Annotated in this window: 25 protein-coding genes and 1 riboswitch; of the genes, 6 read left to right on the top strand and 19 right to left on the bottom strand. The window is 39.8% G+C overall.

Annotated elements, in window-relative coordinates:
- Positions 1 to 58: 58 nt before the first annotated feature.
- The gene (locus tag SporoP17a_RS00265; protein ID WP_083030682.1) at positions 59 to 223 is read left to right on the top strand and encodes an aspartyl-phosphate phosphatase Spo0E family protein; all 165 of its coding nucleotides are present in this window, start codon (positions 59 to 61) and stop codon (positions 221 to 223) included.
- Positions 224 to 383: 160 nt separating this feature from the next.
- Here SporoP17a_RS00265 and SporoP17a_RS00260 read toward each other — a convergent pair whose 3' ends face one another.
- Positions 384 to 932, bottom strand: coding sequence for a DUF7010 family protein (locus tag SporoP17a_RS00260; RefSeq protein WP_083030680.1), 549 nt, complete (start codon positions 930 to 932; stop codon positions 384 to 386).
- 86 nt (positions 933 to 1,018) lie between these two features.
- The gene (locus tag SporoP17a_RS00255) at positions 1,019 to 1,444 is read right to left on the bottom strand and encodes a DUF1801 domain-containing protein (protein ID WP_083030678.1); all 426 of its coding nucleotides are present in this window, start codon (positions 1,442 to 1,444) and stop codon (positions 1,019 to 1,021) included.
- 482 nt (positions 1,445 to 1,926) lie between these two features.
- Between SporoP17a_RS00255 and queC the strand changes: the two genes are divergently transcribed.
- The 3 genes from queC to queF are packed head-to-tail and all read left to right on the top strand — an operon-like array spanning position 1,927 to position 3,631.
- A complete protein-coding gene (gene queC / locus SporoP17a_RS00250) occupies positions 1,927 to 2,577 on the top strand; it encodes a 7-cyano-7-deazaguanine synthase QueC (protein ID WP_083030676.1) in 651 nt (216 codons plus the stop codon).
- Positions 2,577 to 3,128: a VUT family protein gene (locus SporoP17a_RS00245; protein WP_083035799.1), complete on the top strand. Its 552-nt coding sequence runs from the start codon at positions 2,577 to 2,579 to the stop codon at positions 3,126 to 3,128. The genes queC and SporoP17a_RS00245 overlap by 1 nt, the downstream gene beginning before the upstream one ends.
- A gap of 14 nt (positions 3,129 to 3,142) precedes the next feature.
- A complete protein-coding gene (queF, locus tag SporoP17a_RS00240) occupies positions 3,143 to 3,631 on the top strand; it encodes a preQ(1) synthase (protein ID WP_083030673.1) in 489 nt (162 codons plus the stop codon).
- Between the two features lie 462 nt (positions 3,632 to 4,093).
- On the opposite strand, the gene SporoP17a_RS00235 is transcribed toward queF, so the two are convergent.
- The 15 genes from SporoP17a_RS00235 to comGA all read right to left on the bottom strand — a co-directional run bounded on the left by SporoP17a_RS00235 (position 4,094) and on the right by comGA (position 19,965).
- Positions 4,094 to 5,410, bottom strand: coding sequence for a GntP family permease (locus SporoP17a_RS00235; RefSeq protein ID WP_083030671.1), 1,317 nt, complete (start codon positions 5,408 to 5,410; stop codon positions 4,094 to 4,096).
- 37 nt (positions 5,411 to 5,447) lie between these two features.
- A complete protein-coding gene (gene hisD / locus SporoP17a_RS00230) occupies positions 5,448 to 6,725 on the bottom strand; it encodes a histidinol dehydrogenase (RefSeq protein WP_083030668.1) in 1,278 nt (425 codons plus the stop codon).
- A 155-nt stretch (positions 6,726 to 6,880) separates the two neighbouring features.
- Positions 6,881 to 7,867: a LacI family DNA-binding transcriptional regulator gene (locus SporoP17a_RS00225; protein WP_167693348.1), complete on the bottom strand. Its 987-nt coding sequence runs from the start codon at positions 7,865 to 7,867 to the stop codon at positions 6,881 to 6,883.
- 285 nt (positions 7,868 to 8,152) lie between these two features.
- Positions 8,153 to 8,989 (bottom strand): malate synthase, encoded by an 837-nt coding sequence (locus SporoP17a_RS00220; protein WP_083030663.1) that lies wholly within the window; start codon positions 8,987 to 8,989, stop codon positions 8,153 to 8,155.
- A gap of 663 nt (positions 8,990 to 9,652) precedes the next feature.
- Positions 9,653 to 11,140 carry an aminomethyl-transferring glycine dehydrogenase subunit GcvPB gene (gene gcvPB / locus SporoP17a_RS00215; protein ID WP_083030661.1) on the bottom strand — a complete coding sequence of 496 codons (1,488 nt, stop codon included), beginning with the start codon at positions 11,138 to 11,140 and terminating at the stop codon, positions 9,653 to 9,655.
- A complete protein-coding gene (gene gcvPA / locus SporoP17a_RS00210; RefSeq protein WP_083030658.1) occupies positions 11,133 to 12,479 on the bottom strand; it encodes an aminomethyl-transferring glycine dehydrogenase subunit GcvPA in 1,347 nt (448 codons plus the stop codon). The genes gcvPB and gcvPA overlap by 8 nt, the downstream gene beginning before the upstream one ends.
- A 21-nt stretch (positions 12,480 to 12,500) precedes the next feature.
- Positions 12,501 to 13,601, bottom strand: coding sequence for a glycine cleavage system aminomethyltransferase GcvT (gene gcvT / locus SporoP17a_RS00205; RefSeq protein ID WP_083030655.1), 1,101 nt, complete (start codon positions 13,599 to 13,601; stop codon positions 12,501 to 12,503).
- A 161-nt stretch (positions 13,602 to 13,762) separates the two neighbouring features.
- Positions 13,763 to 13,855: riboswitch (glycine riboswitch) on the bottom strand.
- A 134-nt stretch (positions 13,856 to 13,989) separates the two neighbouring features.
- Positions 13,990 to 14,496 carry a shikimate kinase gene (locus SporoP17a_RS00200; RefSeq protein WP_083030652.1) on the bottom strand — a complete coding sequence of 169 codons (507 nt, stop codon included), beginning with the start codon at positions 14,494 to 14,496 and terminating at the stop codon, positions 13,990 to 13,992.
- Positions 14,497 to 14,658: 162 nt separating this feature from the next.
- Positions 14,659 to 15,093, bottom strand: coding sequence for a competence type IV pilus minor pilin ComGF (gene comGF, locus SporoP17a_RS00195; RefSeq protein ID WP_167693347.1), 435 nt, complete (start codon positions 15,091 to 15,093; stop codon positions 14,659 to 14,661).
- Positions 15,090 to 15,389 (bottom strand): hypothetical protein, encoded by a 300-nt coding sequence (locus SporoP17a_RS16655; protein WP_156890495.1) that lies wholly within the window; start codon positions 15,387 to 15,389, stop codon positions 15,090 to 15,092. Before SporoP17a_RS16655 ends, comGF begins: the two co-directional genes overlap by 4 nt.
- Positions 15,382 to 15,831 (bottom strand): prepilin-type N-terminal cleavage/methylation domain-containing protein, encoded by a 450-nt coding sequence (locus SporoP17a_RS00190; protein WP_167693346.1) that lies wholly within the window; start codon positions 15,829 to 15,831, stop codon positions 15,382 to 15,384. The genes SporoP17a_RS16655 and SporoP17a_RS00190 overlap by 8 nt, the downstream gene beginning before the upstream one ends.
- The gene (gene comGC / locus SporoP17a_RS00185) at positions 15,824 to 16,099 is read right to left on the bottom strand and encodes a competence type IV pilus major pilin ComGC (RefSeq protein ID WP_237262439.1); all 276 of its coding nucleotides are present in this window, start codon (positions 16,097 to 16,099) and stop codon (positions 15,824 to 15,826) included. Before comGC ends, SporoP17a_RS00190 begins: the two co-directional genes overlap by 8 nt.
- 423 nt (positions 16,100 to 16,522) lie before the next feature.
- A complete protein-coding gene (locus SporoP17a_RS00180) occupies positions 16,523 to 17,800 on the bottom strand; it encodes an IS110 family RNA-guided transposase (protein ID WP_083030644.1) in 1,278 nt (425 codons plus the stop codon).
- A 121-nt stretch (positions 17,801 to 17,921) separates the two neighbouring features.
- A complete protein-coding gene (gene comGB / locus SporoP17a_RS00175; protein WP_167693345.1) occupies positions 17,922 to 18,974 on the bottom strand; it encodes a competence type IV pilus assembly protein ComGB in 1,053 nt (350 codons plus the stop codon).
- Positions 18,961 to 19,965 carry a competence type IV pilus ATPase ComGA gene (gene comGA / locus SporoP17a_RS00170; protein ID WP_083030638.1) on the bottom strand — a complete coding sequence of 335 codons (1,005 nt, stop codon included), beginning with the start codon at positions 19,963 to 19,965 and terminating at the stop codon, positions 18,961 to 18,963. The genes comGB and comGA overlap by 14 nt, the downstream gene beginning before the upstream one ends.
- Before the next feature lie 343 nt (positions 19,966 to 20,308).
- Between comGA and SporoP17a_RS00165 the strand changes: the two genes are divergently transcribed.
- Entirely contained in the window at positions 20,309 to 20,551 is a 243-nt protein-coding gene (locus SporoP17a_RS00165; RefSeq protein ID WP_083030636.1) for a DUF2626 domain-containing protein, read from the top strand.
- A gap of 57 nt (positions 20,552 to 20,608) precedes the next feature.
- On the opposite strand, the gene SporoP17a_RS00160 is transcribed toward SporoP17a_RS00165, so the two are convergent.
- Positions 20,609 to 21,244 (bottom strand): MBL fold metallo-hydrolase, encoded by a 636-nt coding sequence (locus SporoP17a_RS00160; protein ID WP_083030633.1) that lies wholly within the window; start codon positions 21,242 to 21,244, stop codon positions 20,609 to 20,611.
- A 158-nt stretch (positions 21,245 to 21,402) separates the two neighbouring features.
- Here SporoP17a_RS00160 and SporoP17a_RS00155 point away from each other — a divergent pair, with 158 nt between their 5' ends.
- Positions 21,403 to 21,585, top strand: a complete 183-nt coding sequence (locus tag SporoP17a_RS00155; protein ID WP_029054522.1) for a DUF2759 family protein — start codon at positions 21,403 to 21,405, stop codon at positions 21,583 to 21,585.
- Positions 21,586 to 21,687: 102 nt separating this feature from the next.
- Here the strand turns inward: SporoP17a_RS00155 and SporoP17a_RS00150 are convergent, their stop codons facing one another.
- On the bottom strand, positions 21,688 to 22,707 hold the full coding sequence (locus tag SporoP17a_RS00150) for a YqgU-like beta propeller domain-containing protein (protein ID WP_083030631.1): 1,020 nt from the start codon (positions 22,705 to 22,707) through the stop codon (positions 21,688 to 21,690).

Raw genomic sequence — 22,707 nt, 5'->3', positions numbered from 1 at the left:
TAGCAAGAAAACAGCTACATGATTTGAAGCGTAATATATATATTGCGGAGGAATACATATGTTGAAAACTATCCAAAGAAATTTACTGTTATGTAGAATTGAAGTAAAAAGAATCGTGATGTATAAGAAAGCTGAATTTTTAGGACGTACACATCCAAGCGTCGTAAAAAGCAGCCATAGTCTAGATACTTTATTAAACAAAGTACAAGGGATTTGCCCGTAATGAAAGTAACTAATTCTATGACAACACAATAGCTTCTAAGCAAAAAGACAGTTCCGAAATGGGAACTGTCTTTTAATCTTTAATCATTCAAAATATGTGGCTTTATTGACAGAATATAGATTTCCAATTACGCATGGGATCGTACTTCAATACATTCAACTCACATTCGCTCCCGCGTCTTTCTATAGTCCATATTAAGTGCAATAGTTAAAATCAATAAAAACGCTGCCATAAAGAAAGGAATCAGCCATAAATTGTCTGCATTTGTATACAGGCCTAAAAACATCATGCTGATCGCAATAACCGGAGCTGCGATATAATAAGGTTTTGCATGATACAACCATCCATACGTGAAAAAGTGCGCCCCCGTAATAATGGCAAAAATCATGATTGCGTCATATGGGCTTTTCAACATACTCCAAAAGAGGATTGGAAAATAGATAATCTGAGCCAAATTTAAATATAACCCTAGATTCCCTAAAGCATTATTATTAAATTTCCACTCAGCCTTTAATACGTATGAAATTCCAACTGAAAGAGGAAACATCAAACCAGTCGAAAAAAGCATCCATATGTTTTTCTGAGCTATTTCTATTGACTGCATAAATATAATCGTAATGATTAACCAAATTACACTGGCAGACAAAAGAAATGAAATCCCATTTCTCCCTTTGATCGATAAATCATTCCTCATGTCATCTATCGTCAAGCAAATCCCCACCTTTCCCCTTCTCTTGTAAAATAGCATGGCTTACTAATAGAAATGACACCTATTACAAGTACTTTACTACCTAGTTATTCTTGATTTGGATAGAGTTCATTTATAAGGCATGTAGATTGTTCTATTAAATTCTTTAATATCTCTATTTCAATATCCGCAACTTTGTTGATGTATATACAGGATTTACCTGTAGTGTATTTCCCGAAACCATTTAACAATTGTTCTCGCTGTTCATTACCCAGTGTTAAATATAAACTGATTTTCGCTTTTCGTGGGGAAAAACCAACGATTGGCGCATCTCCTTCATGACCAGACCTGTATTTGTAATGATATTTTCCAAACCCTATAATACTTGGCCCCCACATTTTTGCTTGATAACCCGTTGCTTCAGTAAAGATATCTACTAATTTAAAAGCATCTTCACGCTTTTTAAGTTGATCGATGCTCTCAATAAATTCAATGACACTACTATCGGTTTCTTTAGTTTTTAATTCGTACATCACGTACACTCCATTCTGACAAGTATTTTCTGTTCATTTACTCCTAGTCCAGGATGATTTCTCAATTAACATGCAACTGACCAAATACTCCCAAGCATTTACTGATTGAGGCACTCGTATCCCATATTATATTTATTGAAAGGAATAACGCTGTCGTCCCGCTGACATCTTTATTAAACATATGCCTTTGTAGTATACAAGTACAGCGAAAAATCATTTTTCTAATTGTAAACTGTTTTCCTTCTTATTGCATTTATAAAAATGTGATCAAACATTACTATAGCTTCATCTCTAATCACATGTTATGAAAGATACCAGGAATAGTCAGAGCTCTCAGTCTACTTGTGAAATATACCGTTCAAGTGTATATTATAACTACTAATAATCATAAGTGTCTTAGGGATATGTAGTTAAGATTCTAAGATTATTATAGAGGGTTCGTAACCATCCCCTCTAAAAACAAAACTACGGAGGAATGTAGAATGAAAAAAGCAGTTGTAGTATTTAGTGGCGGACAGGATTCTACCACTTGCCTATTATGGGCAATGGAAGAATTCGACGAAGTAGAAACCGTCACGTTTTTGTATGGACAAAGACATAAGGTAGAAGTTGATTGTGCTACAAAAATCGCGAAAGACTTAGGTGTTAAACAAAAAATAATTCAGATGGACGTTCTCAATCAATTAACTTCGAACGCCCTGACCAGAAACGACCTGCAAATTGAGGCAGAAGAAGGAAGAGTACCCAATACGTTTGTGGAGGGGCGAAACCATATATTTCTTTCGTTTGCAGCAATCTATGCTAAAACTGTTGAGGCACATGCTGTTATTACCGGTGTAAGCGAAACAGATTTCAGCGGATATCCTGATTGTCGAGACGAGTTTATTCGTTCTTTAAATGCGACATTAAATTTAGCGATGGACTATAATTTTGAATTGATCACACCTTTGATGCGGAAAGACAAAGCGGAAGTTTGGGAAATGGCTGATCAAATGGGTCGGCTAGAGTATATAAAGGAAAACACCTTAACTTGCTATAACGGTGTGATGGCGGATGGTTGCCAAGAATGTCCTGCTTGCAAGTTACGAAATGATGGCCTAGTGAGATACCTACAAGGAGAACACGTCTCATGATCCGAATAACAATTTACTTATTATCCATCATACTTGCCAACGTAATTACAGCTCGATTTGCACCACTTGAACTCGGTCCGCTAATTATTCCATACGGTACCTTGTTCATTGGTTTAACACTTGTGATGAGAGATATGGTCCAAAATAGATTTGGAAGACATCGAACATACATATTAATTGGAGTCGCCCTATTATTATCAGCTCTTACAAGTTATTCTCTAGGGGATCAACTATGGGTTGTTTTTGCCAGCACGCTCAGTTTTATTATTTCGGAAACAGCAGATACTGAAATTTACACGCGCTTTAAATTACCTTTTGTAAAGAGAGTATTGTTTTCTGGTATTGTAGCTGGTTTTTTAGACTCTAGTTTGTTTGTAATTATCGGCATTGGTCCACTTGGGCTTAAATTTGTCCCGTGGGAGTTAGTTCCATATGCAATACTTGGGCAATGGGTAGCAAAAGTTTTGATGCAGTTAATCGTTGCAGGCGGAATTAGACAAGTCGTGATGAAACTAAATATATATGAACCAAACATTTCAGAAGTACATTAAAAGGAGAATGAAATATGCCGATAAAAGGTGAACATAATCTTACTTTACTTGGAAATCAACATACAAAATATAACTACGAATATGATCCGGACGTTTTAGAAACATTTGAGAATCAACATCAAAACAATGATTACTTTGTTAAATTTAATATTCCTGAATTCACAAGCCTCTGTCCAATCACTGGACAACCGGACTTTGCTACGATATATATATCATATATTCCTGATGTGAAAATGGTAGAAAGTAAATCATTGAAACTTTACATGTTCAGTTTCAGAAATCACCCAGGTTTTCATGAAGATTGTGCAAACCTTATTATGAAAGACTTAATTAAATTAATGGAGCCAAGATACATAGAAGTATGGGCCAAGTTCACTCCGCGCGGTGGAATCTCCATTGACCCGTATTGTAATTACGGAAAACCTGGAACGTATTTTGAACAAATGGCTAAAGAAAGACTTTTTCAACATGATGTATATCCCGAAAAGATAGACAATAGATAATTTTTAATGCCAATCACAAAGACAGTCTAGAATCGTCTTTGCGATTGGCACTTTTTTATCATTTTACTGTTATTCTTGAAACAGAACTGAGAACAAATAGAAAAAATAAAGAAGGATCACATCATTTTTAGAGTGATCCTTCTTTATTTTTCTATCTAATCAACTGTCACATCTTTCAACCTGTCATAAGTGAATAACGCCAATAATGTGATGTTGACGTCCTCTGATCTTTGTTGCAGTGTTGGAATCTTCAAATGCTTAAAACTTCCTGTTATCTATCCAGAGACGGTACATTGAACAATACCTCAGTGATTGAACTTTGGGAAGTGATAGTACACATCTTCCATTATTCTTACTTCTGTACACGCATACCTATCATCTTCATTATATCTATTCCTTTTCATTACCTGGGAAATTTAGAAACCCAACGAGCCAGATATTCGGCTCGTTGGGTTTTCATTTTTATAGTCCAATCGAAAACAGAATGACTGCTACCGCTGCGCCTAGTATAGGCACGACAACAGACAATGCTCCAAATGCCGGATACGCATCTTTATGCGTTTCACCAGCAATAGATCGGATCGTTGTGACAACATATCCTCCTTGAGGAAGTGAATCCAACGAACCTGAAGATATGGCTACTGTTCGATGCAGTGCTTCTGGATCTACACCTAAGTCCAAATAATGTGGTGCTAATAGTGGTAATGCGATGGCTTGTCCACCTGAAGATGATCCAGTCAAACCAGCGATAACGGCTACTGCTAGCGCTCCACCGATCAGAGGGCTTCCTGGAATATCTGTCATGACACTTACTGCGGCATCAAAAGCCGGTGTCGCCTTTACTACTCCACCAAACCCAACGACCGCAGCTGTATTGGCAATCGCAATGACTGCGCCCATCGCACCTTCTCCTACTGCATGACCAAAATTTTGAAAGTACTTTTTGTTCAAAATAAACGTGGCCAATATACCACCGGTTAAAGAAATAATTAATGCGGAAGTTCCAAGATAGTTGTGTAGTAATAACGTGATGCCAAGAACTACTACTAATGGAATCATGCTCAGTATCGGATTTGGAAGAGACCTTTGCCTATCTACTTCCTTATCTGTATCCCTTGCAACAAACCTTTCCCCTTTGGCTACGGCTTTTGAAATCATCCGCTTCAGCCACCAATAACCGAACAAGAACATGAAGATGGCTGCGAAAATACTGACTTCCCATCCTGCATACGGGCTCGTTCCAAGAAACTCAATCGGAATCCAGTTTTGGATTTCAGGAGATCCTGCAGACGTCATTGTAAATGTTGTAGAACCAAATGCGAGTGCAGCTGGAATGAATCTTCTTGGCAAGTCAGCTTGTTTGAATAGACTTAACGCCATCGGATAGACCGAGAACGCAACTACAAACAAACTTACTCCGCCATACGTTAACACTGCACACGCGATGACAACCGCCAAGGCTGCTCTTTTCATACCAATTTTACTGACAATCCATTGCGAAATACTATCCGCACCGCCACTGTCTTCCATCACCTTACCGAATATCGCTCCCGTTAAGAACATTAAATACCAAGAGGCGATAAATCCTGTAAATCCACCCATATAGTTAGTTAAGAAGTTCACTGCGCCTTCTTCTACTAACTGTGGGAAAAGCGGGATGCCATTCATAATCGCTATAAATAATGCGGTAATGGGCGCCGCAATGAGAAGGTTCATTCCCTTCATTGTCAAAAAGATTAAGATCGCAAGTCCCCCAAAAAGGCCGATCATCCCTAACATAGTCATTCCTCCTAATTACCTTGCCGCCAAACTTGCTTTACTTTTTGCCATATCGATCTACTCGAAGTTGTGCTTGTCGAGCATGCCCTTCAAAGTTCTCTAGTAGACAAAGTCGCGCTGCGTACTCACCGATATATGCAGAGGCTTCAGGAGTAACTTTCTGATAAGTAACCGTTTTAATGAATTTACCGACCCATAATCCACCTGTGTAACGAGCTGCTCCCTTAGTGGGCAATGTATGGTTTGTACCAATTACTTTATCTCCGTAAGCAACATTCGTCTCTGGCCCCAAGAACAGGCAGCCGTAGTTTGTCATGTGTTCGAGGAAGTAATCAGGATTCTCTGTTAAAATCTCCACGTGTTCGAATGCTAAACGGTCCGCTTCAATTCGTGCCTCTTCAATTGAATCCACGACTAAAATTTGACCATAATCTTCCCATGACACACTGGCTACGTCCGCTGTTGGAAGTGTTTCCAACTGACGTACGATTTCTTTAATGGTTTCGTACGCAAGTTCTTCAGAAGTCGTAATCAACGCTCCAGGGGATGTCGGTCCATGCTCTCCTTGTCCAAGAAGATCAATTGCGATCATTTCCGCATCTGCTGTATGGTCTGCTACAACTAATGTCTCTGTCGGACCAGCAAATAAATCAATTCCTACACGGCCGTACAATTGACGCTTCGCTTCGGCAACAAATGCATTACCAGGTCCGACAATCATATCGACCGATTCAATGGTTTCTGTTCCGATAGCCATTGCCCCCATCGCCTGAATGCCGCCAAGTAAATAAATTTCATCTGCTCCTGCTAAATACATTGCTGCAATAGTCGCTTTCGGAATTTCACCGTTGATGGGTGGTGTGCAGGCAATAACCCGTTTCACTCCTGCAACCTTTGCAGTCAACACACTCATATGCGCAGATGCTACCATCGGATAGCGCCCACCTGGGATGTAACAACCTACGCTGTTTACGGGGATATTTTTATGTCCAAGAACTACACCAGGAATATTTTCTACTTCTACATCGTGCAATGAAGCAAGCTGCGCTTCTGCAAACGCTTTAATATTCGTCTGTGCAAATTTAATGTCTTCGATGACACTATCTGGCACTTGCGCCACAATTTCTTTTATTTCTGATTCACTAAGTCTGAAGGATTCTGGAGTCCACTTATCGAATTTCTCGGAAAGTTCACGGACTGCTTGATCTCCACGAGTTTCTATATCTTGTAATGCACCAGAAACAATTTCGGATACCTTCGTGTCGTTTGCTGCTACTTCTTCTTGTGATTTACCTGCTTTAATTACTTTTACCATCATTACGCCTCCTATTTTTAACCGCTTACATTCTGATTGATTTGCATACTCATTTCATAAATAGTTGGAATACCAGAGTAGTTTTCACTCTGCATACGTATGCAATAGACTCTACGTGAAAATACTAGTCTAAATATTCATCAAAGTCAACAACTTTATGTTGTTTCTCTTTCCATCAATTTCCCGTCCACTTCAATAGTTTGAACAAATCCTGTATAAGATGTCATTTCTTCCATCAAATACGTTACTGTTGCCTCAATCATTTCTTCGATTGGTTGCTCCCATGTCGTCAAATCGTAAGCAGGCCAAGAAGCCATGCCGATGTTATCAAATCCAACAACCCTAGTATGTTCGGGTATGCGAATTTCATACTTACGGAGAGCATCTAATACTCCAAGTGCCATGATATCGTTCGCCACAAAAATTGCAGATGGTAATTGATTTTCTTTAAGCAATGCGATGGCTGTGTCGTACCCACCTTCATACGTATAGTTTGAATTGTACGTACGATACGTAATGTTTTGCTGATCGAGTACTTCACAAAAACCTTTTTTACGTTCGATACTTGTAGAGGTATCTTCGTTCCCGGTGACCAATACTAGTTCCGTAGATCCTGAAGATACTAAAAAGTGCGCAATAGAGCGTCCTGCTTCTAAATTATTGCAACTTACTGAATGAAACACGTCCGTATGAGGCTTTCTATTAAAGAAGACTAAAGGTATGTGATTCTTTTTGAACTCATTTCCAACTTTTTCAGAAATCGTAGCATCAGTCACAATTACGCCCGCCACATGATAATTCAGTAATGTTTCAACATCCTCGTCTTGTATCTCATCATTAGTAGTTGAGACAAATAAAATACTATACCCTTGCTGTTTGAAAATCGAACTAAATCGGTTCAATACGTGTGCGTAAAATGGATTCTGAACACTCTTCATTACAAGGCCAATAATTTCAGTTTGGTTTGTGATTAAACTTCTCGCGTATACATTGGGACGATAGCCGAGCTCTGCCGCTGCCTCAAGAACCCGTTTCCTTGTCTTATCGGAAACAGATGCACCCTCAAAATATACCCGTGAAACAGACGATTGTGAAACGCCTGCCAACTTAGCGACATCCATCGCTGTTACAGTTTCTCTCATATTCATTCATTCCTTTACCATGATATTCAATTCTATGTATTCATTTCGCTAGTACTATTTTTGTCCAATCTAATGAATTATATAATATGGACTCAAACATTTAAAATGAAATCTACTAAGAAAGTAGTCAAGCATCACAAATCTTCCTGAATAAAAATCATGAGTACATCCAGAAATAAACAAAAAACTGCCAGGTACCAACACAGTCATCATGTGCTCGTACCTGGCAGCTTACAGTGTAATGAACAACTTTGTAACACACTTCCGCAAAAGGCTTTCCACTTGTTAACGTAACGCGCCTTCTGCTTCCGGGATATTATTTATATCAATCGCATTCAATTTACAGAAATAGTCCATGAATTCTTCCGCTTCTTTGATCTGTTCTTCATCAGCCTTTAAAGCGATGATATCTTGTAAAATTTGAGCAGTCCAAATGTTATCAAAGTAACGGAATGTACCCGAATTCCATGAAGTACGGTCTGGATAGTTTTTGTTTTTATAGTAATTCCAGAAAAGCATTTTCTCAGCTTCTTCTTCTGTAAGTTGAATTCTGTATTTAGGGTGGGTAGGAACCAATCCATCCTCGCTAATGCTTCCAGTAAATGTATCATCAACCATAAAGAGACCTCGAATCGTTCTTTCGGTTTCTTTTTGATCAGGAGTTCTTACTGTTAAAACACCTGCACTGTTTGGACGCAAACGAGTTACTGGGTTAGGTAAACCTTTATTCTTCCCGCTTTGAATGCTTCCAGTCGATACTTCCCAATCAGTAAACACATCTGACTGTCTTTCCTGATCTAACCAGAAAACAATCTGTGAACTTTCGTGAATTTTATGGTTTTTTAATATTTCTCTACGTTGCTGTTCTAACACCTGGATAGCCTTTTCTTCTTTCCGCTTCTTTTCCAGAATTTTCTCTTCTGCTTTTCTTTCCACAAAAACCTTTTCTAAAGACTCTGCCATGCTCCGATTGTTTAACGTAATAAAGTTCTCAAATGCATCGGGATAGACAAACCTTTTAAGGTTTTTATTGAAATCAACCGTGATGAATGACTCCTCGTGTTCAACAATATTACCTTCACCAAACACGTTATGAGTAATTTCTTCATTAATTAAGTTCACTAGAAAATCTCCTCCTATAAATTCTTTGATCAAATTCTAACAGTTAACTGATTAAAACAATGTGAGGTTCTACACTTCATTTTACTGAAGGGAAACAATCCATTTTTTAAATTTCAAAAAATGCGCCCTTCATTCCCGTCCGGAATAAGCTGCGCAGGATTGTTACTTGCCGTCCTGTTTACTTGTACTTATACAGTATAACACATAATCAGAAATTTCTCAAATTTATGGTTGACAATGAACATTTGTTTATCGTATAATATACGATTCTAATTTTACAAGACTGTGTATAGTACTAGTTTTATTCCTGGTGATTTCAATATGTAACTCTCATTCGCTGCATGCTGATGATGTTTTCCTATCGTCGATACAGCGACTGGATGGGGTTATATATAATATATTTGATTGCTTTCCCATAATAGTCAATGCCTTTCTTAATTGTGTAGTTCTCGGAAAACACTCACGTTTAGTAACCTGGTTATGTCCATCTGAATTGCGTAAAACATGGAATAAACAGTTATTTCTTTTCAACGATCTACCCCTTCCTACTATATTATTCTCCATATATGCTATGTATGACGTGTGGATTTCTAGATTACTCACATATTCTACACATCAAAAGGCACCGCTAGCTATTAGCGGTGCCTTTATCAAATCATTTTATTATTGTACGGTTTCTTCTACTGCTGATTGTTCTTTTACATAACGCAATACAGGCTTACGTGCTGCCTTTGTTTCATCTAAACGACCGATGACTGTTGTGTGTGGTGCTTCTTGAACAATTTCAGGATTATCCTCTACTTCTTTGGCAATTTGAATCATAGCTTCAATGAAGTTATCCAATGTTTCCTTTGATTCTGTTTCTGTCGGCTCGATCATCATAGCCTCCTCCACATTCAAAGGGAAATAGATTGTTGGTGGATGGTAGCCAAAGTCTAGCAAACGCTTCGCCATATCGAGTGTCCGTACGCCAAGTTTCTTCTGACGACGACCAGATAAAACAAACTCATGTTTACAATGCTGTGTATATGGCAAATCGAAATATGACGCTAGACGACGCATCATATAGTTCGCATTGAGTACTGCATATTCCGTTACAGCTTTTAAGCCGTCTGGACCCATTGAACGAATATACGTATAGGCACGTAGGTAAATACCAAAATTACCGTAGTACGGTTTTACACGACCAATGGAATGTGGTACGTCATAGTTCAATAGGTAACGATCATCTACTTTTTCAACAACAGGTTTCGGCATGAATGCAGCTAGTTCATCTGTTACGCCTACCGGACCGGAACCTGGTCCACCACCACCGTGAGGGCCTGTGAACGTCTTATGCAAGTTCAAGTGAACCGCATCGAAGCCCATGTCGCCAGGACGTGCTTTTGACATAACTGCGTTTAAGTTTGCTCCGTCGTAATACAGCTTTCCGCCGACTCCGTGAACCGCTGCTGCCATTTCTAGAATATCTTCTTCGAAAAGTCCAAGCGTATTCGGATTCGTCAACATCAAAGCAGCTGTATCAGGCCCTACTTTTGATTTCAAATCTTCTAGATCTACTAAGCCTTTTTCATTTGATTTAACTGTTACTGTATCAAAACCAGCAACCGTCGCAGAGGCTGGGTTTGTTCCATGAGCAGAGTCGGGGACCAGTACTTTCGTACGCTGCGTATCACCGTTCGCTTCGTGGAAGGCACGGATCATCATCAAAGCTGTCCATTCACCATGTGCGCCTGCTGCCGGTTGCAATGTGACTTGTGGCATACCCGTAATCTCAGCCAAATGCTCTTGCAGATCGTATACTACTTCAAGTGCACCTTGTATAGTAGATTCGTCTTGTAGTGGGTGAACACGTGAAAATCCTGGGAAACGGGCAACCGCTTCGTTAATTTTTGGGTTGTATTTCATTGTACAAGAACCTAATGGATAGAACCCTGTATCGACACCATGGTTACGATTGGACAATGCAGTATAGTGACGCATAATGTCCAACTCCGATACTTCTGGCAGTTCCGCCTCTTCCGTACGAATTACGCCTTGAGACAAAATGGACGTAACATCTACTTCGGGTACATCTAACTCAGGTAAGCTATAACCGATTCGTCCAGGTTTGGAAAGTTCAAAAATGAGTGATTGGTTGTCTTTATGCATGGATAGCCTCCAATTCTTGCACGTATGCATCGATTTCTTCTTTCGTACGTTGTTCTGTAACAGCGATCAGTGCGTGATTCGCCAGATCTTCATCTACTAAACTTAGATCATATCCACCAATAATTCCTCGTTCAAGCAAGCGTTTATTGACATCTTGAATAGGTGATTTACAATCTACTACGAGTTCATTGAAATGTGCAGGTCCGAACTTCACTTCGAAGCCAGCTTTTTCAAATGCTTGTTTCGCATAAGCTGTTTTGGCGATATTCTGATAGGCGATTTCTTTAATTCCTTCTTTTCCAAGAGCTGTCATCGCAACGGATGCTGCAAGAGCGTTCAGCGCTTGATTTGAACAGATATTAGATGTTGCCTTGTCACGACGAATATGTTGCTCGCGCGCTTGCAATGTCAGTACATATCCTCTACGTCCTTCATCATCATTCGTTTCACCAACGAGACGGCCAGGAACTTTACGCATCAATTTCTTCGATACGGCAAAATATCCACAGTGTGGTCCGCCAAATGATTCTGCGATTCCGAATGGCTGTGCATCACCAACTGTAATATCCGCTCCAAGCGCCCCAGGTGGTGTCAGTAGTCCTAGTGCAAGTGGATTCGCTGAAACGATCGATAATGCACCATTTTCATGTGCGATATCGCTAATCGCTTGAAGATCTTCCACTTGCCCGTAGAAGTTAGGATATTGTACGAGCACCGCTGCAGTCTCGTCATCCATCATTTCTTTCAGCTTATCAAGGTCCGTTACACCGTTTTTATGTGGAATTGTCACCATTTCAACGTATTGCCCGTCAGCATATGACTTCACTACTGCACGCGATTCGTTGTGAACAGTGGAAGATACCAATAACTTCTTGCGACGTGTGTGACCTGCGGCAAGGGTTCCTGCTTCAGCAAGTGACGTCCCCCCGTCATACATAGAAGAGTTTGCTAGTTCCATACCTGTCAATTCACAGATCATCGTCTGGAACTCAAAAATCGCTTGTAATTCTCCTTGTGAAATTTCGGGCTGGTATGGCGTGTACGCTGTATAGAATTCAGAACGTGAGATAACATGGTCTACAATGACCGGGCGATAATGATCATAGACTCCCGCGCCTAAGAATGAAGCATAATCTTGAGCGTTGACGTTTTTCGCAGCCATACGTCCAAGTTCTTTTAAAAGTGACGTTTCAGATTTCGCAGGTTTGATCTTATATTCACCTTTGAATCGTACTTTTTCCGGAATATCCGAAAATAGTTCTTCAATGGAAGCAATTCCGATTGTGTCAAGCATATCTTTCTGGTCTTGCTCCGTCATAGGTAGATAACGATGCTTCATAATAATTTTACCCCTTTTCACTTATGATCTTTTATAGAAAGGTGTTGCAATGACTTTTGCCTTAAGACGTTTCGTACGGATTTCCACTTCAACTTCTGTGCCGAGCTCTGTGAACTCTGTAGATAGAAGCGCAAAACCAATATTCTTCTTTAACGTTGGTGACTGTGTACCCGTGGTGACTTCACCGATCTCTTTATCACCATTAAATACTTTATAACCAGTACGTGGAATTCCTTTATCGATCATCTCAAGTCCGACAAGCTTACGTTCCACACCTTGTTCCTTTTGTTTCCCAAGAATATCTTTACCAATGAAATCTTCTCCTTTATTCACTTTTACGACGAATCCAAGTCCTGCTTCTAATGGAGAAATGTCCTCTCTCAGTTCTTGACCGTAAAGTGGTAGCCCCGCTTCAAAGCGCAATGTGTCACGCGCACCCAGTCCTGCAGGTACAACGCCCTCTTCTTTACCTTCTTGCAAAATCTTTGCCCACAAGTTCTGGATCGCTTCCGGTGTACCGTAGATTTCAAATCCATCTTCTCCTGTATAACCAGTACGTGAAACTAGTACATCTTCTCCGGCTACTTGAACATGTTCTTTAAAACGGAAAAACTTGATCTCTTCGAGTGGCTCATCGGTCAGTTTCTGTAATACCGACTCCGCCACCGGGCCTTGCAGTGCAAGTAACGCGTAGTTGGAAGATTGGTTATCGATGACGACATGGTCGAGTTTTTGCTCATTCATCCAAGCTACATCTTTGTCAATATTCGATGCATTGACGACTAATAAATAGCGCTCTTCTTCCAATTTATAAATTAAGAAGTCATCGATTGTTCCACCTTGCTCGTTACACATCACTGTATACTGCGCTTGGCCGATCTTCAGTTTGGAAACATCATTCGTCACAAGCTTCTGCAAATAGTCAAGTGCCCCGCTACCACTAACAAACACTTCTCCCATATGCGAGACATCAAACAAACCAGCTTTTGTACGAACGGCTTCGTGTTCTGCTTTAATACTAGAGAACTGCACAGGTAATTCCCAGCCGCCAAAGTCGATCGTCTTACCCCCGTACTCTTTATAACTTTCAAATAGCGGTGTACGTAATAATTGGTTCGTCAAACTGTTTCCTCCTTTTTGTCCTGATCAAGGAACGATCAGTATGTAATTCATAAAAAAAGGACAGGGGTCTCCTATAAAAGAGAACCCCTGTCCTTTTGCCGAAAACTTTACTGTTTCCATACTTTCTTCGGCCACTGATGAATCAGTACTGTCCAGAGATGCGTCATGTATGCGTTTTGTTACCTGAGAGATTCATAACTTTCGTTACTTGCTCCTTCGGCGGCGCCTAATGCGCGCTCTCCCCATACAATCATTCGCATGATTCAATTAATTTTTTCTTCACTGATATCTTAACATTTTACAGAAGTAAGCGCAATCCATTTATTAAAAGTAGATAAAAGCGAATGATAATTTAACTACAAACTAAATCATTCGCTTTTATGATAAGTTATTGATATCTTTCGATTTGAAAGATAATATACTCTGCAATATCCGTTAAAGATTTACCTGTCGTCTCCACTGTGAAATGGGCAGAGTGTAAATACTTCGGCTTGCGTTTTTTATAAAGAGCTTCTAATTCTTGCCGTGAAGATTGCTGTACAATTGGTCGATTGATATCAGTCGAGATTCTTCGCCAAATATCGCGGAATGATGCATTGAGGAAAAATACGATGCCAGTTTCGCGCATCAGTTGAATATTTTCTTCTTTTACTGCAACGCCTCCACCAGTCGCTACAATACAATATTCCTCAGGAAATTTTTCGAGGAATTCTGTCTCTAACTGTCGGAAATATAATTCTCCGTACTGATCAAATATCTCAGGAATCGTCATCTGCATTTGTGCTGAAATTTCATGATCCATATCGAAGAACGGAATACCTGTTAACGTATGCAGCCGTTTACCGATTGCGCTTTTTCCACATCCCATAAATCCCACTAAATAAATCCTTTTCATTTTCATCCATCCCGTTTCATTAATTCAACTGCTTTATGCTCATAATAGGTTTCGAGCCAGTCGTATATTCTGTAGATACTATCATGCCATGAAACGAGGGAGAAAAGAAAGAGACTTACGCAAAATAATAAAACAATCGCGAAAATAAATGATCCTCCCATCTCATTCTTGGTACAAACCAATAGCAAACGTCCTTTCTTTTCGCATCCCATCCTGCATTTCGACAGTAAGCTTCAATTCGCTATCTTTCACAGTAAACGTACTGGATTTCACATTCATTAATAAAGGGACATGACCTGTTCCATCGACAACTTTACGAAGCATTTTATTGTATTGCTGAATAGTGATGATTCCTCTTTCAGTATGAAACGTGATGCGCGTAGGTTTCACTTCCTCCACTACACTTACTTCTTCTAATAACTCTTGTAATTCCAAAGAAAATAACTCCCATTCACCTAATAGGTCCCCTTGATAGACTTTTTCTGTGGGTGCTTGCCAGTAAAAAAATAGTATCGCAAATTGAATCAACATCATGAATATAAGTAAATGAACAATACTCTCCACTAATGAATATCCTTTTTCATTCGTTTTCTTCATAGATTCATACATTTATTATGTTCAATTTGTTGTATTTCATATGCAACGCAAATCTGTTGATCACTAACTTTCCAATTATAGTGCAAATCCTCATGAGATCTGTATCCCGTTGTTTGTCCCGACGATTTATACAAAATAGCCGCTTGATAGGTAGTTTGAGCTGCGACCATCGCTTGTTTTTTCGCCATGACGGATGATGTAACGGTAGTAGCCAATGGCAAAAGAGATGAGAAAATCACCATGATGATGACCAGGGACAACATAGCTTCTGGCCACGATTGCCCTTTTTCATTCATTGACGATCATCCTTCCTCTTTCAAATTGGAATGAAATTGATATAATCCCTTTGCTTTGTGTAGAAAAAAACATCTTGCCTGTAGTAGTCAAATAACCTGTTTCAGCAAAATCTAATCTTTGAAGTGTAGATTGTTTCGTCCGGCGCATCCCTTCAGGAAATTCCCCGTGCAATACTTCAAACATATCATTTAAAATCGCTTTGTAAATTCTTCCATCTTCTTCAAATCTCAAAGTGACTCTTTGCTGATTTGTGATCGCATATAATTGCGTTTCATGAACGGTTGTCATGAATTGTTTCAACGCATCTTCTTCACTTATTCTTTGCAGGCGTTTATCACTAAATGGAAGAATAACGGCTGTTAAAATCATCGTAATAGACAGAACAAGCAAAAGTTCCAAGAAAGTAAACCCTTGCTGATCTTTGACAGTTTTCTTATCCACCACCATTTGACGCCGTCACTTTACCGTCTCCTGCAATTGAAATCGTGTTACCGTTCGGGCATGCTGGATTTTCTGGTAAATACCCATCTGTTGTTAACGCTGTAATCGACGGAATTGTTTTTTTATCCATTTTATATGCTTGCACTTGGCCTTCTACCATTTTGACATACGCTTCACAGCCCTTTTCATCTATCGATTTAGAATGCTTTGTGACGTTCGGGATTGCGATCAAGATCAACACAGTAATGATCAGTAGCACAATCATCATTTCAATTAACGTAAAACCTTTTTCATTCTTCAGCAATTCTTTTCCTCCCTCTATAAATATTGATGTATCAACGGTTTGACCCGTTGTTAGGGCGCCAAAAATATATTTTTGACACACTTGTTACCGTTTTGAATTTAATATGTGAATCTTCTAACAGCCTTTGGTACGCTACGCGGTCATCGCTGGATAATACTGGTTGCGATGCTAATACAATATACGATGCACTCTGGATCTCCGCATAGCTTATGATGACGTACCCTCCCATGTCTCTTGGCGTCTAATGCGCCTACATTCCTTCGTTCGGTCTAGTCATAAGGCGGAGGCTGGCGAAGCTCCTTTAGGGACTCATTGGTCGTATGGAAAATATCATGCCGGCTACTCCGTGTCATCCAATTTTCTAGTCATTCACTCAGAATGTCGTGCTTAGGCAGCTCTATCGAGCTTAGGAATGTCCTTCATCATTTGCTCAGCGTCAAACGCTATGTGTTTCGTACAGATTGCGTGTAGTACCTTCAGTAGTTTTCCGCAGAGAACCACAATGGACTGTTTCTTGCGTAATGGATTCACTTGTCTGGTTGTGTAATACTCGTGCAGTTGTTTAAATGCCTTGTTATGCCGCACCATTGGCATCATGACACGGAAGAGCAGTGCACGCAGCTGGCTTCTTCCTCTTTTAGAAATTCGTTTCTGTCCCTTGTGCTGTCCGGAAGAATTCTCCCTCAACGTCAATCCCGCAAGTTTCAATAATTGGCGTGGATGATCGTAATGGGAGAAACTGCCGATTTCTGATAGTAAATCAATGATGGTTGCGTCTCCAAGTCCTGGGACTGTTTGGAGATACTCGTACTCAACTGTAGCTTGAATAAACGCTGTCAGCTGTTCTTGAAGCGATGCCAGTTCCTTCTCAAGTTGGCGATAACGTTGAACAAGTGTGGCAATTTCAATACGGGCCATCTGTTGTCCTTCTGTTACGCCTATAGAAGTACGTGCATTTTCAATGAGCTTTTTTGTCTTCGGCAACTGGGGAGATTTCATCCCCTCTACCGTCCGGTAGGTTGCCAGTAGTTCTGACGGTTCCTGATTCACTATCTCAGATGGGAATGGAGTACATTCCAAAACGGCTAGCGCCATTTTACCAAACGCTGGAAATATTCCTTGGAACTCGGGAAAGTACCGATCAGTCCAGCGAATCATCTTGTTTTTTATCGCGTTCAATTCTTCAGTAAGATTACCTTTCAAAGTCGAACCAACCCGTAGTTCTGCCTCTGTCTCCCTTAAAATTCTAGGGTAGCTGTAACGTCCATCTTTCACCAAACGGGCGATGACGAGGGCATCTTTTGCATCGTTCTTTGTTTGAAGATTGTCGTCCAGCTCCTTGGACTTCTTTACATGCATGGGGTTGCATACGACGAGGGGGATGCCCCGATCATCGAGAAAGTAAGCCAGGTTGAGCCAATAGTGGCCGGTAGGTTCAATACCTATGATGACATCACTTTTACCAAATTGTTTCTTAGCGTTTAGAATACACTCATAGAAGTATTCGAACCCATGGCTTGATTGATGAACAGGGAACGATTTCTTAAGAATCAGGCCACGTTCATCGACCATGCAGGCGTAATGTGTGCGCTTGGCGATATCCATTCCGATAACTAGCGTCTGATCCGTGACTTGATTAATCTTTGCATTTTGCGTAAAATTCATGATGAGTCCTCCTTGGTATTTAAATTAGGGGTCAATTCGTGCTGATTTGACACCCCGCATCATACCAAGAGGGCTCTTTGTGTTCAAGTCCCCGAAAAAGCTTCTAACAGGAATGCTCCTTTTAAATACTGTCGATCATTTTATAAACAGGCAATAGAATAGATAAGTAGGACAATAAAATACAAACTGCGAGAACACCAAATAAGGCAGGCTGTAGGATCGATAACCATTGATTGATCTTTTCCTCCAACTGTTCATTCGTGTGTTCGCCATACAGCAAAAGTTCTTTCGGTAAGTAACCAGTATTTGCCCCGTGTTTCGCAAAATCTGCCAGACGTGATGATAAACCATCTGTTAAATGGATTGCTTCATGTAAAGATTCACCATACATAACATGTCCACTTAATTCATTAGTGATTACCGATAATATAGGATCTTCCGTTTGCTCCGATAGGACAGCTAATGCGCTTTGCATGGAAAGACCTGACTGCAATAAACTTCCGAGCTCATTGGCAAAATCCCTAGTTTTCATTTCACTATAGAAAGTATTGATGCCGGGGACTTTTAGTACATAATGTAAAACTTCAAAAGAAGACAGCCTTTTTAACCACATTCGGACTAATAGAAAACCAACAACAAATATAATGGATGCGGTAAGCAACAGATCCGGTATGGAAGAGACAAGCTTTGGTAAGAATTGAACAATCCCACTTTCGTTATTCGCCCGTATTACAGTTAATGCTTCGAAATTCGGTAAGAAAAATTGTCGAAATGCAATTAATAAAATTAGTAAAAAAGAAAACAGAACACTTGGATACGCCAATAGCTTTCGTATCTGTTTCTGCTTTTCCGTCTTCCTGTTGACACGGTCCGCCACTTCTTTCAACGCGCGTATCAAGTTGCCGTCTACTTCTGCTATAATAATTGGCAACATCATACTTTTACGGAAACCTAAACTCTTTAAAATATGCGAAACACCATAGCCCATTTTCAACTCATCTTCTACTTGCCGAAGTTTCTCTTCAAACTCTTTCGTATGATAAGGCAATATCAGAATGAGTCCCTCATGAAAGGTATATCCTTCTTGAAGCAGCGCTGAAAGTCTTACTAAAAACTCCGCTGGCTTTATCAATTTCTTATCGGAATCAGATTGAAATAATTTACTCCGTATCATATAGCACCTTTTCATACAAAGCTTGCTGTGTTTCAATTTTCTTATGAATAGGAGTCGAAAACCGCAAACCATTCACCATTGATTCCGTAGCTAATTGCAGATCTGACTCTTGCAATATTTCAAAAACCGCTGCCGTCTCTCCAGACTGTTGTGTTATCAATCGCTGAGCGGATATCGCGATAACGGTCTGTCTAAGCTCTTCTACATGAATGCCGAGGTCCAGTAAACGATATAAGCAACCTACAGGATCTTTTGCATGGATTGTGCTAAGAACTAAGTGTCCAGTCAACGCTGCTTCTACTGCAATTTTAGCTGTCTCTGCATCACGTATTTCTCCAATCATGATGACATCAGGAGAATGGCGCAAGATTGCTTTCAATCCTGCAGAGTACGTAATTCCAGAACGTTCATTCACTTGAATTTGTAATAAGTGACTATGATTATTTTCTACAGGATCTTCGAGCGAAATGACGTGACGCTTGAGTTTGGATACACAATGGGATGTCAAAGAATATAATGTAGTCGTTTTACCAGAACCCGTAGGTCCAGTGACAAGAAATAATCCTTGTTTGCAAGCAGCGGCTTCAGCCAATTGCTGCGTCCATTCAGGATCGAGACATAGTTGGTTGAGCGGCACGATTTTATCATGTTTCTGAATACGGATCGCCACACTTTCCCTCAATTGAATAGATGGGATCGTCGAGACGCGAAAAGAGAAGTTGCAGTCGAAAAAGGACTGATGAAAGGAACCGCTTTGTGGACGACGTTGTTCACTAATATCCAAAGAAGATAAAAATTTATAAAATGAAATTAATCGACCACCTAATGTATGAGGATATTGACCGATTTTCGAAAAATGCGCGTCTTTGCGAATCGCCACATCATATCCTTCTGGCGTAGGTACAAAATGAATATCTGTCGCTTCAGACTTAATAGCTTTTTCAAGTAGTTGTACACAAGTTTTTTCTATAGGGTTCTTTTCAGTTTCCATAGTTCTCTCCTTTCTCCATTCGACAAAAGACCACTTTTTATCTTGAAAAAAGTATATACGGGAAGTAAATTGTTTGAAAATGCATTACATTTGTGTGAATTCATTTTTCATAGTGGATATGGAATCATAATTCATTTCTTTACGGTAATTCGATAGCAAAATTCAATTTTCATATTATTTTTATCACAGGTTCTGTTATACTGTAATCAGCTACTATCTTAATCCGTTTGTACAAGTACACTCTTTTGACACAATGTGAAATCGATTGGAGTTTACTTTTAGGCTGACGTTCTATTATAATGGATAAGAGCTTATTGTAATGTTGTGAAGGAGGGATTCTTAGATGGATAATATGTTTAAACTTTTAGGATTCTGGTCAGGTATTTTTGCGGTAATGTTCTATGTAGGAAATATGATTCCAGCTGCTTTACTTATGGTAGCAGGCACAATCTTCTTTATTCTACTTGGATACTTGAAGCTTTCAGAGCGTATGTATATTTACTTATTCGGAGCATACCTGATGATCTTCATGGTTGGTTTCAGTTACTATTCCATTTTCATTCACGTACCTGGCGGAGGACACTAATCCGCACACAAAAAACAGCTTCCACAATGGAAAGCTGTTTTTTTGTATGCTATTTGATCAAAATCCATGCAAATATGGATTTTGGTCTTTTTCGATTCCTGGTGTTGTCGCAGGTCCGTGCCCTGGGTAAATTACTATTTCGTCATCAAGCGTCAATAACTGCTCGTGAATCGCTTTAAGCAACGTTTCCGTATCGCCGCCTGGCAAGTCGGTACGACCGACGCTACCTTGGAACAGTGTATCTCCTACGATTGCAAACCCTTCTTCTTCAAAGATATAACAAACGCTTCCTGGGGAGTGTCCTGGTACATGACGCGTCTCCATCTTAAATGGACCTATTTCCAATTGCTTTTCATCGTGGAGCAGCACGTCAGCAGGATTACAAATGACGTCAGGAAATACCGGATACTTAGCTGAACCATTTAGCTCAGGGCTTGCAAGCCATTTCTTTTCCGCCACATGCAAATATACGGGAATTTCATAAGCTGTTCGGATCTTTTCCAACGCCCCAATATGATCAAAATGTGCATGCGTTAGTAAAATAGCAACAGGCTTCAGCGATAACTTCCGTATCTCCGATAATAATGCCTCACCATCTTCACCCGGATCAAATAGTAAACAATTTTTCTTTTCGTCTTCCACTATGTAACAATTCGTCTGAATTGGACCTAATGGATGTATATGTATCCTCATTTAATTCACCTCTTTGTCTAATATTAATGAATATGGACACAAACTTCAAATAATCGTCATTATTTAATCTCGACAAAACGATTCATTAACAGTACAATAGAAGAGGAATATCGCTTTATGGCATTCATTTTTTCAATGTTGAAAGGAGTGTCTACTCAATGAATTTATTAGTCATCATTTTTGGATTGATTGCAATTTTAGCAGTCTTTGGAACGGTCCAAGCTTTTAAAGAGCGGAATCTGTTAAGTATAGTTTTCAATGTGGTTACGGTTGTAGTTATCGGAGGATTTACGATCGCTACTGTCATATATTCTGGATACCCACCACAACTACACAAATAAGTTCCAAAAAATAAGGACACCCCTTCTTTGGGGATGTCCTTATTTTTTATGCTACGATTCCGAGAGTGATCAGTAATGAAGTACCCTTCTCTATAGTAAAGATTACTCCACGCGCCCAATCTCTAACCACTTTACCGTCTCGCCGGTCTCAATATCAATCCAAGTATCCAGACTATATCCCGTCAGACACTTGTCGCCTTCGCAATCTAGTGTCCCACCTTCTGGCAGCTCCTGGCGCATCACTTCCTTACCCTCTTCTATCTTCACAAGAAAACTGGTTGGCATCATCTCGGTTTGATTAGTAACCGTCATCATCCATGTATTTTCATTTAATAAAACAGCTCGATCCATCACGAAACCATCATTTTCAACAAGCCAAGAGTTTTTCTCTTCTCCAGCCGAATTTACTATTGCATACCGTATTTGTTCACCTTCAAATGATTCAATCAATACTTGATCTGTAGCTGAATACAATTGATTGGCATGATTCGCAAGTGTAGTTTTCTCTCCTGTAATCAGTGATTGTTTCAATACATCAGCGTCTTCTATATACACCAACTCTTCAGTACCTAACCAATGAGGAAATGGATCAGGCAGCTCTACCGCTACCAATGTACCGTCAGTAGCGTCATAGCACAAAATTTCGTAACTCCAGTCATCAGAGAAAGCAGTAATCAATATTTGTGAAGCGTCGGAACCATTCCACCGTATTTCAAGCTCTGAGGATGCTACCGACACTTCATTAAGTGGCGTACCTGCATGATCAAGTATATGTAAGATGGCTTCCGTTGAGTCATCTGCTGTTTTGACTAGCAGTTGCGAAGCAGAAGGATGAACTTGTACTTCAGAAATCGTTGCAGACGTGCTAAATATTGTATGTATGTCTCCGGTTTGCAAATCAAATGACAACAGACGATCTTCAGTATCTTTGTTGCCGACGAATAAAATCTCCGTTTCATTTAACCAGCCTACAACAAAGCGAATATCATCTTGCGAAGCCGTAAGAGTTTCTACTAGTTCGACTTCGTTTTCTACTGGTTGTTCTTCGGTTTCAATATCTTCAGATTGCGTACATGCTATTAAAAATACTGAGCATACTAACGGGACGAGTATTCTCTTCAC

The sequence above is a fragment of the Sporosarcina ureae genome (genome assembly GCF_002082015.1).
Taxonomy (GTDB): Bacteria; Bacillota; Bacilli; order Bacillales_A; family Planococcaceae; genus Sporosarcina; species Sporosarcina ureae_A.
The sequence above is the reverse complement of the archived record's forward strand: the minus strand, read 5'-3'. Positions and strand labels throughout refer to the sequence as shown.

Excerpts from the sequence above, each read along its gene's own strand:
- gcvPB (WP_083030661.1), bottom strand. The coding sequence starts at position 11,140 with ATGCATAAAGACAACCAATCACTCATTTTTGAACTTTCCAAACCTGGA.
- SporoP17a_RS00235 (WP_083030671.1), bottom strand. The coding sequence starts at position 5,410 with ATGTTAGGGATGATCGGCCTTTTTGGGGGACTTGCGATCTTAATCTTT.
- SporoP17a_RS00200 (WP_083030652.1), bottom strand. The coding sequence starts at position 14,496 with ATGAAAAGGATTTATTTAGTGGGATTTATGGGATGTGGAAAAAGCGCA.
- comGC (WP_237262439.1), bottom strand. The coding sequence starts at position 16,099 with ATGATGATTGTGCTACTGATCATTACTGTGTTGATCTTGATCGCAATC.
- SporoP17a_RS00265 (WP_083030682.1), top strand. The coding sequence starts at position 59 with ATGTTGAAAACTATCCAAAGAAATTTACTGTTATGTAGAATTGAAGTA.
- comGF (WP_167693347.1), bottom strand. The coding sequence starts at position 15,093 with ATGAAGAAAACGAATGAAAAAGGATATTCATTAGTGGAGAGTATTGTT.
- queC (WP_083030676.1), top strand. The coding sequence starts at position 1,927 with ATGAAAAAAGCAGTTGTAGTATTTAGTGGCGGACAGGATTCTACCACT.
- SporoP17a_RS00255 (WP_083030678.1), bottom strand. The coding sequence starts at position 1,444 with ATGTACGAATTAAAAACTAAAGAAACCGATAGTAGTGTCATTGAATTT.
- SporoP17a_RS00180 (WP_083030644.1), bottom strand. The coding sequence starts at position 17,800 with ATGAATTTTACGCAAAATGCAAAGATTAATCAAGTCACGGATCAGACG.
- SporoP17a_RS16655 (WP_156890495.1), bottom strand. The coding sequence starts at position 15,389 with ATGAATGAAAAAGGGCAATCGTGGCCAGAAGCTATGTTGTCCCTGGTC.
- SporoP17a_RS00165 (WP_083030636.1), top strand. The coding sequence starts at position 20,309 with ATGGATAATATGTTTAAACTTTTAGGATTCTGGTCAGGTATTTTTGCG.
- comGA (WP_083030638.1), bottom strand. The coding sequence starts at position 19,965 with ATGGAAACTGAAAAGAACCCTATAGAAAAAACTTGTGTACAACTACTT.
- gcvPA (WP_083030658.1), bottom strand. The coding sequence starts at position 12,479 with ATGAAGCATCGTTATCTACCTATGACGGAGCAAGACCAGAAAGATATG.
- hisD (WP_083030668.1), bottom strand. The coding sequence starts at position 6,725 with ATGGTAAAAGTAATTAAAGCAGGTAAATCACAAGAAGAAGTAGCAGCA.
- SporoP17a_RS00225 (WP_167693348.1), bottom strand. The coding sequence starts at position 7,867 with ATGAGAGAAACTGTAACAGCGATGGATGTCGCTAAGTTGGCAGGCGTT.
- comGB (WP_167693345.1), bottom strand. The coding sequence starts at position 18,974 with ATGATACGGAGTAAATTATTTCAATCTGATTCCGATAAGAAATTGATA.
- SporoP17a_RS00155 (WP_029054522.1), top strand. The coding sequence starts at position 21,403 with ATGAATTTATTAGTCATCATTTTTGGATTGATTGCAATTTTAGCAGTC.
- queF (WP_083030673.1), top strand. The coding sequence starts at position 3,143 with ATGCCGATAAAAGGTGAACATAATCTTACTTTACTTGGAAATCAACAT.
- SporoP17a_RS00160 (WP_083030633.1), bottom strand. The coding sequence starts at position 21,244 with ATGAGGATACATATACATCCATTAGGTCCAATTCAGACGAATTGTTAC.